The 12,469-nt window shown below is 59.5% G+C and carries 6 protein-coding genes; 2 read left to right on the top strand and 4 right to left on the bottom strand.

The features are described 5' to 3' along the window. Positions 1 to 100: 100 nt before the first annotated feature. Both JWS10_RS13060 and JWS10_RS13055 read right to left on the bottom strand, forming a co-directional pair. Positions 101 to 3,532 (bottom strand): pyruvate carboxylase, encoded by a 3,432-nt coding sequence (locus JWS10_RS13060; protein ID WP_299508203.1) that lies wholly within the window; start codon positions 3,530 to 3,532, stop codon positions 101 to 103. Between the two features lie 224 nt (positions 3,533 to 3,756). After that, positions 3,757 to 6,075, bottom strand: coding sequence for a S8 family serine peptidase (locus JWS10_RS13055; protein ID WP_299508071.1), 2,319 nt, complete (start codon positions 6,073 to 6,075; stop codon positions 3,757 to 3,759). A gap of 328 nt (positions 6,076 to 6,403) precedes the next feature. On the opposite strand from JWS10_RS13055, the gene JWS10_RS13050 reads away from it, so the two are divergent. Continuing rightward, positions 6,404 to 8,836: an ATP-dependent helicase gene (locus JWS10_RS13050; protein ID WP_299508069.1), complete on the top strand. Its 2,433-nt coding sequence runs from the start codon at positions 6,404 to 6,406 to the stop codon at positions 8,834 to 8,836. Between the two features lie 26 nt (positions 8,837 to 8,862). Here the strand turns inward: JWS10_RS13050 and JWS10_RS13045 are convergent, their stop codons facing one another. Then, positions 8,863 to 10,014 carry a benzoate/H(+) symporter BenE family transporter gene (locus tag JWS10_RS13045; RefSeq protein WP_299508067.1) on the bottom strand — a complete coding sequence of 384 codons (1,152 nt, stop codon included), beginning with the start codon at positions 10,012 to 10,014 and terminating at the stop codon, positions 8,863 to 8,865. 813 nt (positions 10,015 to 10,827) lie between these two features. Beyond that, positions 10,828 to 11,043, bottom strand: coding sequence for a DUF1127 domain-containing protein (locus JWS10_RS13040; protein ID WP_299474606.1), 216 nt, complete (start codon positions 11,041 to 11,043; stop codon positions 10,828 to 10,830). Between the two features lie 282 nt (positions 11,044 to 11,325). Between JWS10_RS13040 and JWS10_RS13035 the strand changes: the two genes are divergently transcribed. After that, on the top strand, positions 11,326 to 12,426 hold the full coding sequence (locus JWS10_RS13035; protein ID WP_299474603.1) for an Mrp/NBP35 family ATP-binding protein: 1,101 nt from the start codon (positions 11,326 to 11,328) through the stop codon (positions 12,424 to 12,426). Positions 12,427 to 12,469: the final 43 nt, after the last annotated feature.

Raw genomic sequence — 12,469 nt, 5'->3', positions numbered from 1 at the left:
AGTCATACTTTCTTAACCTTTGAACGCGAAAACCCCGCACCGTAAGGCGCGGGGTTTTGTCAATTTGGGGCGCGAATATCCTCAGAAAAAATAGCCCTGCTTACTCCAACTCGACCAGCAAATCCTTAGCGTCGATCTGTGAACCCGGCTGCACATACAGCGCCTTCACCACGGCGCTGCGGTCGGCGTGGATGCCGGTTTCCATCTTCATCGCCTCAATCGTGAGCAGCAGATCGCCCGCGTTGACCTTTTGGCCGACCACGACCGTGACGCTGGCAATCGAGCCGGGCATTGGTGCGCCGATATGGCCCGCGTTACCCTCCACCGCTTTCGGTTTGGCGGCGGTTTTGGCTTTGATGGCGCGGTTTGGCACCCGGATAACGCGGGGTTGACCGTTCAGCTCGAAGAAGACCCGCACTTCGCCGTCATCGGTGGTTTCGCCCACCGCTTGCAGGCGGATTTCCAACTGCTTGCCGGGGTCGATTTCGGCGGTGATTTCCTCGCCGGGGATCATACCGTAAAAGAACGTCCGCGTCGGCAGAGCACGCACCGGGCCATAGGCTTTGTGACGGCCCATGTAATCGAGAAAAACTTTCGGATACATCAGGTAGCCGTTCAGATCCTCATCGTCGATCTTGAAGCCGCCAAGTTCTTCTGAGACTTTCGCCCGCACAGCCTCCAAATCAACCGGAGCCAAGCTTTCACCCGGCCGCGCGGTTGAGGCAACCTCACCTTTGAGCACCTTTTTCGAGATACCGTCCGGCCAGCCGCCATGCGGTTGGCCAAGATTACCTTTCAACATGTCGATCACCGAATCCGGGAAGGCCACGTCAACTTTCGGGTCTTCGACCTGCGCGCGGGTCAGGTTTTGCGACACCATCATCAGCGCCATATCCCCGACGACTTTCGACGACGGTGTGACCTTGACGATATCACCGAACATCTGGTTCACGTCGGCATAGGTCTGCGCGACCTCGTGCCAGCGTTCCTCTAGCCCCAGCGAACGGGCTTGCGCTTTCAGGTTGGTAAACTGACCGCCGGGCATCTCGTGCAGATAGACCTCGGAAGCAGGTGCGGGCAGGCCGGATTCAAACGCCGCATATTGGCCGCGCACGGCTTCCCAATAGTTTGAGATCGAGCGGATCGCGGCCATATCGAGGCCGGTATCGCGGTCGGTATGGCGTAGAGCCTCAACTATAGAGCCCAAGCAAGGCTGCGAGGTGCCGCCCGAAAACGCGTCCATCGCGGCATCAACGCAATCGACGCCCGCATCGGACGCTGCCATGATCGTGGCCGCTGCCGCACCGCTGGTATCATGGGTGTGGAAGTGGATCGGCAGGCCGACCTCTTGTTTCAGGGCCTTGATCAGTTGTTTGGCGGCGGCGGGCTTCAACAGCCCCGCCATATCCTTCAGCCCGAGCACATGCGCGCCTGCGGCTTTCAGCTGTTTCGCGGTATCGACGTAGTATTTCAGATCGTATTTGGCGCGATTGGGGTCGAGCATATCGCCGGTATAGCAAACGGTGCCTTCGCAGACCTTGTTGGCCTCCAGCACCGCATCCATAGCGACGCGCATGTTTTCAACCCAGTTGAGGCTGTCGAACACGCGGAAGACATCGACGCCCGTCGCGGCGGCTTGCTTGACGAAAGCCTGCACGACGTTGTCGGGATAGTTGGTGTAGCCGACGCCATTGCTGGCGCGCAGCAGCATTTGCGTCATCACATTCGGCATCAGCGCGCGCAGATCGCGCAGGCGTTGCCATGGGCATTCTTGCAGGAAGCGGTAGGCGACGTCGAACGTCGCCCCGCCCCAACATTCCACGCTGAAAAGCTGCGGCAGGTTGGCGGCATAGGCAGGCGCGACCTTGATCATATCAATGGAGCGCATCCGGGTGGCGAGGAGCGACTGGTGGCCGTCGCGCATCGTGGTGTCGGTCAGCAGCAGCTTTTGCTGTTTCGACATCCAGTCAGCGACGGCTTGCGGGCCGTGTTGTTCCAGCAGATTACGGGTGCCCATCGAAGGCTCCGCATTGGCTTTCGGCGCCTTCGGCGCGCGCGCCTCGGCATGGGGTTTGGGCCGACCTGCGGTTTCGGGATGCCCGTTGACGGTGATATCGGCGATATAAGTCAGGATTTTGGTGGCACGGTCGCGGCGTTTCTTGAAGTGGAAAAGCTCTGGCGTCGTGTCGATGAACTTGGTGGTGTAGGTGTCATCAAGGAAGGTCGGGTGCTTCAACAGGTTGATAACAAACTCGATATTGGTCGAGACGCCGCGAATACGGAACTCTCGCAAAGCCCGGTCCATCCGGCGGATTGCAGCATCGGGGGTTTGCGCCGTGGCGGTGACCTTGACCAGCAGAGAGTCATAATAACGGGTGATCACGCCGCCCGCGTAAGCCGTGCCGCCATCGAGGCGAATGCCGTTGCCGGTGGCGCTACGATAGGCGGTGAGGCGGCCATAATCCGGGATGAAATTGTTCTGCGGGTCTTCGGTGGTCACCCGGCATTGCAGCGCGTGGCCGGTGAGGTGAATGTCTTCTTGCGCGGCTTTGCCGGTGGCCTCGGCCAAGGTTTTACCCTCGGCAATCAGGATTTGCGCTTGGACAATGTCGATGCCGGTGACTTGTTCGGTGACGGTATGCTCAACCTGGACGCGGGGGTTCACTTCGATGAAATAGAACTGCTCGTTGTCCATATCCATCAAGAACTCAACCGTGCCAGCACATTCATAGCCGACAAAGGCGCAGATGCGGCGACCGAGATCGCAAACCTCGGCACGTTGGGCATCGGTCAGATAGGGGGCGGGGGCGCGTTCGACAACCTTTTGGTTGCGGCGCTGCACAGTGCAATCGCGTTCATAAAGGTGATAGATCGCACCGTGCTTGTCGCCGAGGATCTGCACCTCAACATGGCGCGCGCGGATGATCATCTTTTCCAGATAACCCTCGCCGTTACCAAAGGCGGCCTCAGCCTCGCGGCGACCTTCGCGCACCTTATCGACGAGTTCGGCTTCCGACAGAATAGGGCGCATACCGCGACCGCCACCGCCCCAGCTTGCTTTCAGCATCAGCGGATAGCCGACCGCAGCCGCTTCTTTTTTGATGGCGTCGAAGTCATCGCCCAAAACTTCGGTGGCGGGGATTACCGGAACGCCTGCGGCCATCGCGACGCGGCGGGCAGAGGCTTTATCGCCCAAGGCGCGCATGGTGTCGGCTTTCGGGCCGATGAAGGTGATGCCCGCCTGATCGCAGGCGTCAACGAAATCGGGGTTTTCCGACAGCAAACCATAGCCGGGGTGGATCGCATCGGCACCGCAAGCCCGCGCCACCCGGATGATCTCGGGGATCGACAGATAGGCACCGACGGGCGACAGACCCTCGCCGATCAGATAAGCCTCATCCGCCTTGAAACGGTGCAGCGACAGCTTATCTTCCTCGGCATAGACCGCGACGGTTTTCTTGCCCATCTCGTTGGCCGCGCGCATCACACGGATGGCGATTTCGCCACGATTGGCGATCAGGATTTTCTTGATTTCGGTCTTGGTCTGCTCCGAGCAACGGGCGAGGGGGCTTAATAGGCTGACACTAGCCGTGCTGCAGTGCAGCGCAAGGGGCGGAAGCGTCGTGATAGTGGGGATTTGCGAAATGGAAGGCGCGGCGGGCAGTTCGTTTGGGGTGGGTTGATTGTCTGACTAAAAAATAGGCGATTTGCCCGAACCAACCGCCTGTGACTTATTTTGGCCTAGAGTTTGCGCATCTAGATGAAAATCAGGTCATCCAGCAAAGCGGTGGTCGACTTAAGGCCGATGATCGTCAGCACATCGCCCCCACCGAAATTCAGCACGACATTGCCCGCCGTGAACACCGCAAAGCCAGAGACCACTGCCGAAGCCGTTAGCACAGCGCCGCCCCAAAGCGCACGATCCAGCACCAGCGTGTCGATGTTGTCGGCAAAATCGGCGATGAAATCGCTACCCGAGGTATTTTTGAATACGAAGCTATCGGTGCCATCGCCCCCGGTCAAATTATCGCGCTCCGCACCGCCATCCAGCCGATCTGACCCGAGCCCACCGAACAGGTTGTCATTGCTGCCGTCGCCAAACAATTGGTCATTACCGTTCTCGCCATAAAGCGCATCCAGCCCGGTTCCGCCATTCAGTCGATCATTGCCGACGCCACCATTCACCTGATCGTTGCCCCGACCACCGCTCAGTTGGTCGTCGCCAGCGGCGCCTTGCAGCAGGTCATTGCCAACCCCGCCATACAGTTTGTCATTGCCCAAGCCGCTGTTGATCGTATCGTTGCCGCGCATACTGTAAACCACGTTGACGACGTCATTGCCGGTGATGCGGTCATTGCCGTCGCCCGTCACCACGTTCTCGATTATCGTGTTGGCCGCGATGCTGCCCCAGACCTTGCCTGCCACAGAAAACGCTTTGCCGGGCAGCAGCGAGACGACGATGTCGCCTGCCAGAGTGGCCATTTGCAGCCAATCGGTGCCGCCATTGCTATCGTTGATCGCCTTGTCGCGCATTCCACCAGCATCGACGCTGTTGGCGAGCAGAAAGTCTTGCGTGATATGATGGATGTTATCGAGGGTAAAGTCTGCGCCCAAAAACTCCAACTGCACGTTGTAAAGTGATCCCGAATGTCCAGCACTGGCCTTCGCTGCATCGGTCACCTGAACTTGCCATTTGCCAAAGCTGTCGATGCCCAAGGCTTGAGAAACGCCATATTTCCAAGTGAAACCAACGTTGACGTCGTCGTAATAAAGATCGTCGCCTTTCACCAAATCGAAGCTGGTGCCGTCCGGCCCGATAAGTTTGACCGAAATACCAGCGATGCTTTCGTTAGAGGCGTAAAAATCCATGCCGAAAGTGACGCCGATATATTCGGTCTGCACATGCTGGTTCACCGAGACAGACGCGGTCGCGCTGCCTTTGGTGCCGCTGTAGGCGATGTCATAATTGTGCATATTCGCCACTTTCACCACCTCTTGAGTGGCGCTGGTCTGTGCGGCTCCGTTGATCAGGTTCCAAACCTCGGCCAGGCGGACAGCCGCATACGCATCTACACGGCCAAAGCCGTAGTCATTGCTGATCGCACGGCCGCCATCGTTCCAACTGTCAGTGGTGCGGGTCAACACGACGCCTATCTTACGATCTAGTTCCTGAAAATGAGTTTTGCCATTTTCATTCGTCGTCGGACCACCCGCAATGGAACCGGTCATCTTTGCCGAACTCGCCAAAATCTCTTTCACGTCGCGCCAACCCAGCAGGGGATTGGCATCGAGCATAAGCGCGACAACACCCGACACAACCGGAGTGGCAGCCGAGGTGCCGCCGAAATCAGTGGCGTAATTGCCTGCCGTGCTGCTGTGATCATTATAGCCCGCTTTGCCCACCAGATCGGTGGTCACCGCCGCCGCACCCGCCGAAATCCAGATATTCGTGCCGTAGTTGGAATAATCCTGCACGTTGCCTTTCGCCGTCAGGGCCGCAACGCTGATCAGTTGCGAAGCAGTATTCAGACCATCCGCCTGCGCGTTGCCGAAATCATTGCCTGCGGCTTGGACGATGATTGTTCCTAACCCGTTACGGCCTGTTTCCGTAACATACTGATAGTCAGCGATTATCTTACATGATGTAGACATCGCATCGGAGGCGTTCTGAAACTGGTAAAACTCGGGCGTATAGCCCCAGCTGTTCGACATCACATCGAAGGCCGCGCCATGACGCAGGGCCTCATGCATAATGTAACCGGATTGCAGTGACGAGTTGTCGCCAAGGATCTTCACGCCGGTCAGTTTGGCGTCATACGCCACACCGACGCCGCCCACACTGTTGCGCGCTGCTGCAATGATTCCAGCGACCGAGGTGCCGTGTTCATCCTGATCGTTGCCAGTTACTTTGATCGGCTTGGGGTCATAAACAACACCTCCAAAGCTGAAATGCCGCGACGCGTCGTAGTTCTTTGCCAAATCAGGATGGGTGTATTGCAAACCATCGTCGAAAACGCCGACATGCACGCCCGCTCCGGTATATTCATCCCAAATGCGCTGGATATTTCCCAGCATCTTGAGGTGCCATTGCTGTGAAAAGAGCGGGTCTGTAATCGCTACCAATGCAAAAACTCCAATAAACGTATTAAGTTGCGGATCAGCCTGTTCGGGGCGGCGGTTGGCGTCAATCAATATAGTTAAATTGCGTGATATTTATGGTCGGAGCATCCCAAATACGGCCTCGCAGCACCGGATGGGGTCTCAGTTAATCCCAGCGCAGAAATTCACTGTTTCCGTTGTGGCGTTCTGCAAGCGCAGTTGAGGTTCGGAGCGCGAAAGTTTCTTGTGAACAATGCGGGAACACTGCTTTATCTTGGCCGCGATCCCCGCTAGATTGGCGCGCATGAACTGGACGGATGACGAAGATGCTTTTGCGGCGGCGGTGCCGTTGTCACAGCGCGTGCTGGGTCGTGGGCCCGCGCGGCCTGCACCCTATTTGGACGATCTGAACCCCGCCCAGCGTGAGGCGGTTGAGGCTTTGGACGGCCCGGTTTTGATGCTCGCGGGGGCTGGCACCGGGAAAACCAAGGCACTGACCTCGCGCATCGTGCATCTTTTGAACATGGGCAAAGCCACCCCGCGTGACATTCTGTCAGTGACCTTCACCAACAAAGCCGCGCGCGAGATGAAGCTGCGGGTTGGGCGTTTGCTCGGCGATGTGGCCGAAGGCATGGCGTGGATGGGCACGTTTCACTCGCTGTCGGTGAAGATTTTGCGGCGTCATGCGGAACTGGTTGGGTTGAAGTCGAACTTCACCATTCTGGATGCCGATGATCAGTTGCGGCTGTTGAAGCAGTTGATTTCTGCGGCAAATATTGACGAAAAACGCTGGCCCGCACGGATGTTGGCCTCGATGATTGATAGCTGGAAGAACCGCGCGATGACGCCGGATCGGGTGCCGACCTCGGAAGCCTCAGCCTACAACAATCGCGGGACCGAGCTTTATGAGCAGTATCAGCAGCGCCTGCTGACGCTGAATGCCACCGATTTCGGCGATCTGCTGCTGCATTGCGTGGTGATTTTCCAGAAGCATCAGGACGTGCTGGCGCAGTATCAGCGCTGGTTCAAATATATTCTCGTTGACGAATACCAGGACACCAACGTCGCGCAATATCTGTGGCTGCGGCTGCTGGCGCAGGGGCATCGGAATATCTGCTGCGTCGGCGATGATGATCAGTCGATCTACGGCTGGCGCGGTGCAGAAGTCGGCAACATCCTGCGGTTTGAAAAGGATTTTCCGGGCGCGAAAGTGGTTCGGCTGGAGCAGAATTATCGCTCCACCGCGCATATTCTGGCGGCGGCTTCGGGGATTATCGCCGCCAACGCCGACCGCTTGGGCAAGACTTTGTGGACCGCCGGAGAGCAGGGCCAGAAAGTGCGGCTGATCGGTCATTGGGATGGCGAGGAAGAAGCCCGCTGGATTGGTGAGGAAGTTGAGGCGGCGCAGCGCGGGCGGCGCGGCATCAAGGCGACCTCGTTGGATGGCATGGCGATTTTGGTGCGCGCCTCGCATCAGATGCGCGCGTTTGAGGATCGGTTTTTGACCATTGGGTTGCCGTATCGGGTGATCGGCGGGCCTCGGTTTTATGAGCGGCAAGAGATTCGCGATGCGATGGCGTATTTCCGGCTGGCGGTATCGCCCGAGGATGATCTGGCGTTTGAGCGGGTGGTAAACCTGCCGAAGCGGGGCCTGGGCGATAAGGCGCAGCAGGATATTCAGCTTGAGGCGCGCGGGCAGGGGCTGCCGTTGCTGGATGGCGCGCGGTCACTGGTCGCCCGCGGTGGTATTGGCGGCAAGGGGGCCGGGCAGTTGCGCGGCTTTGTCGAGGGCGTTGATCGCTGGCACGCAAGCCTGATGGGCGCGCGGTTTGCGCCACCCGAGGATGCGCTGATTGAGCCGATGTTGCCCGACACGCCGCCCGCGAATGATCTTTCCCATGTAAGGCTGGCCGAGGTTATTCTGGAGGAGTCCGGCTATATCTCTATGTGGCAGAACGATAAAACGCCCGAAGCGCCGGGGCGGCTGGAGAACCTAAAGGAACTTGTGAAGGCGCTGGAGCAGTTCGACAGCCTGCAAGGTTTTCTCGAACACGTCAGCCTGATTATGGAGAACGACAACGAGGAAGCCGCCGAGAAGGTGTCGATTATGACGCTGCACGCGGCGAAGGGGTTGGAGTTTCCGGTGGTTTTCCTCCCCGGTTGGGAGGATGGGCTGTTCCCAAGCCAGCGTTCAATGGACGAGTCTGGTAAGAAGGGTTTGGAGGAGGAACGCCGTCTGGCTTACGTCGGCATCACGCGGGCGGAGGAGTTGTGCACGATTTCCTTTGCCTCAAACCGCCGGGTCTATGGCCAGTGGCAAAGCCAGTTGCCAAGCCGGTTCATTGACGAATTGCCCGAAAAGCATGTTGAGGTGCTGACGCCTCCCGGTCTGTATGGCGGCGGCTTTGGGGCGGCGGCTCCGTCATATGGTGCGGCGCTGGAAGATCGGGCGGTGAAGGCGGATGTTTACAACTCGCCGGGGTGGAAACGGATGCAGGACCGCTCTGCGCAGCGCCCCGTCAGCCAACCGCGTGAGGCGCGCAATGTGACGATTGATGCGCAGGCGATCTCATCTTACGTCATCGGCGACCGGGTGTTTTACACCAAGTTCGGCTATGGTGAGATTATGGGCATCGAGGGCGACAAACTAAGCATCGAGTTTGACCATGCCGGATCGAAGATGATCGTGGCGCGCTGGGTGGTGCCCGCGCATCAAGTCGATGACGTGCCGTTTTAAGGGAGGTGGAGTTCGCGATTGCGCTGTTAAGTGCTAGGCGTTCTCAAATGTTCCAGCGCGTAAACCGCGAGACCCGCCAGCAATCCCCAGAACGCGGCGCCAATGCCAAAGGCCGCCACGCCGGAAGCCGCCGTGGTGAGCGTGACGGTCGCGGCAAATCGGCTGTGCGGCGGGGTGAAAGCGGCAGTTAGTGCGCCCATCAACGGGGCCAGCAGCGCCAAAGCCACCAGCGCCATCATCAGCGCGGGCGGCAGGGCTGCGAGAATAGGCAAGATAACCGGGCTTAGCAGGGCGATCACCATCCAAAACCCGCCATAGATCACCCCGGTTTTCCAGCGTTGACTGCGGTCGGGGTGGGTGTCTTCGGCCAGACAAATTGAGGCGGTAATCGCGGCCATATTGACGGTATGCGCGCCAAACAGCCCAGCTATTGCAGAAAGCGCGCCGGTTGTGATCAGCGCGGGGGCGACCGGTGGCTCGTATCCGGCGGCGCGCAGGGTGGCGAAACCGGGCAGATTTTGCGAGGCCATCGTCACGAGATAAAGCGGTATGCCGATGCCCAGCAGCACATCCAAGCGGAAGGCGGGCGGGATGAAGATGAGCGTAGGCAGCGGCAGGGTAAGCGGCGGAAGTTGGGCGGCCCCGGTCACGAAGGCCAGCACCAGCCCGGTGGCGAGGGCTGCAAGCACGGCCAAAGCGGGGTTTTTCAGTCGCACAGCCAAGAACATCGCGATCATCGGCAGCACCAGCGCGGGCAAAGATTGCGCGGCGAGGCTGGCTTTCAGGCAAAACGGCAGCAGCACGCCCGCCAACATCGCGGCGGCAATGCCATCGGGGATGCGGGCGATCAGGCGGCCAAGCGGGCGGAACGCTCCGGTAAGCGCGATCAGCGCGGCCGCGACAAGGAACGCGCCGACGGCCTCGGGCAGGGTGACGTTGGTGGTGGCTGCAAGCAAGGCGGCCCCCGGGGTGGACCATGCCAGCACGACCGGGATGCGGTAGCGGAAGCTTAGGAACGCCGAGCCTACAGCTTTCGCCGCGGCGATGGCAAAGATCCAACTGGCGGTTTGTGCGGGGGTTGCGCCGAGGGCTGCGGCGGCTGAAAGCACCAGCGCGAGGGTGGAGCCGTAGCCCACCAGCACGGCTACAAGTGCCGCTGAAATCATTGGAATCCGCATCGACCCGCCTGTTTTGACCACGCGCGACTATCGCGGGGTGTTTTGGCGGATGCAAGGGCGCGAGGTGTCAGCGGGGAAGGGAAGGCGGCACTCCAGGGAGGAGGAGGGAGTGCCGCCGATCTTCGCGACCAAGGAGGAGTTGGTCGCGTGGGTGGTATGGCGCAATGCCTGGGAGGAGGTAGGCACCGCGCCGTCATCTCCGGCCCGGGAGGAGGTGAGCCGGTGGATAAAAGCGGCAGCGACCCTTGGGAGGAGGTAAGGGCCGCTGCCTGATCGTTCGGCCCGGGAGGAGGTGGGCCGCGCGAATAAGCTGCGATCTGTAGAGGCAGACCGCGAATGACTGGGTTTCGGTTCGTTATTAACCAAACCCAAAATCCGTTATCCGAGAGCCATAGCCAAAGGCCCGTCGAAGATAATGGAGCGGCAGCGACCCTTGGGAGGAGGTAAGGGCCGCCGCCTGATCGCTCGGCCAGGGAGGAGGTTGGCCGCTCGAATAGGGTGGCGGTGATCCAGGGAGGAGGTTGGATCACCGCCTGATCGTTCGGCCAGGGAGGAGGTTGGCCGCTCGAATAGGGTGGCAGCAATCCCAGGGAGGAGGGGATCACCGCCGGATCGATTGGCCAAGGGAGGAGGTTTGGCCGCTCGAATAGGGTGCCACGATCTGAGGGAGGAGAACAGATCGCGGCGGTTCCGAGAGCCATAAAGCAGAGGCTCATCGAAGACAATAAAAAGGCGACGGCGCTAGGGAGGAGGAGCGCGCCGCCGCGCCGTGAAACCGAACCTCTGGGAGGAGGTAGAAGCCCGGTTCAGGGATTACTTGCCGTAAGCTGCCTCACGGGCGATCTCACCAATCAACGAGCGCGCAATGCCCAGATCGGAAAGCTCACGGTCGGACAGTTGGCGCAATTCGCGGATCGTGCGGTCATAGATGCGGCGACGTGCCAACATTGCCGAGATCGACGCGAAGATGCCCGTGATACGGTCGGATGCCGATACTTGAACGGCGCGGGTTGTGTTTGCATATGCCATGATAGCCTCATTCTTTGTTCTGCGAGCGGTTGGTTCAGGCCGGATGCCTAACCCCATCTGTTCCGCTGTTAGGGCAAACATGGGGTAAATGCTGCGACTGCACAATAGCCTACCTGCTCAATGCTGCCATGCAGCAAACGCATGGCTTATCGTCTTAAAAAGTTCATAATTTACAGGCGCTTCGCTGAAAATTTGAGCGTTTGGTCAACAGGGCTTGCCCTTTCCGCCAAAGCGCACAACTTTGCGTAGCGTAAGAACAAAATGCGGGCAAAGGAAAAACGAATGGCTGTGTCGCGTGACGAGGTTTTGGCGGTTCTGGCAAAGGTGCAGGTGCCGGGTGGTACGCTGGTGTCGCGCGATTTGGTGCGGGCTGTGATGGTTGAAGGCGGTTTGGTGCGATTCGTTATTGAAGCGCCGACGCCTGCCGAGGCCCGCGATCTCGGTCCGGCGCAAGTGGCGGCCGAGATGGCGGTCAAGGCGCTGCCGGGGGTAACCGACGTGCAGGCGGTGATGACGGCGCATGGTCCTTCGCCCAAAATGCAGACCGCAGCGCCGCCGCAACTGGGGGCCAATCCCGGCGCTGTGAAGATCGGCCAACATCCGACACCGCATCAGGGTGGGCCTGCGCGGATCGCCGGAGTGGACCGCATAATCGCCATTGGTTCGGGTAAAGGTGGCGTGGGGAAATCCACGGTCAGCTCTAATCTCGCGGTGGCGTTGGCCAAAGCGGGGCGGCGGGTTGGTCTGCTCGATGCCGATATATATGGCCCGAGCCAGCCGCGGATGATGGGGGTGAACAAGCGCCCCGCTTCGCCCGATGGCAAGATTATTGAGCCTTTACATGCTCATGGCGTCACCATGATGTCGATTGGCCTGATGCTGAAGGAAGATGAGGCGGTGATCTGGCGCGGCCCGATGCTGATGGGCGCGTTGCAGCAGTTGCTGGGGCAGGTGGCCTGGGGCGAGTTGGACGTGCTGATCATCGACCTGCCGCCGGGGACGGGCGATATTCAACTGACTTTGTGCCAGCGCACGCATTTGACTGGCGCGATTGTGGTCTCAACCCCACAGGATGTGGCGCTGCTGGATGCCCGCAAGGCGCTGGATATGTTCCAAAAGCTGAAAACCCCGGTGCTGGGGCTGATTGAGAATATGTCCACCTATATTTGCCCGAATTGCGGCCATGAAGAACATCTGTTCGGCCACGGCGGCGTGGCTGCGGAAGCGAAGCGGCTCGACCTGCCGTTCTTGGGTGAATTGCCGCTGTCTATAGATGTGCGACTTGCGGGCGATGCGGGGGTTCCGATTGCGGTCGGCGATAGCCCACACGCACAGGCTTACGCGCGGCTGGCAGAGCGGCTGATTTTGGGCGGTATGGCTTGAGGGGCAATTCGCCTTTCTAACGCGACCTCAATTCTCGTTCGCA

Source organism: Cypionkella sp. (genome assembly GCF_028290025.1).
In the GTDB taxonomy this organism is placed as follows: domain Bacteria; phylum Pseudomonadota; class Alphaproteobacteria; order Rhodobacterales; family Rhodobacteraceae; genus Cypionkella.
This window is presented reverse-complemented; position numbering and strand designations above follow the sequence as displayed.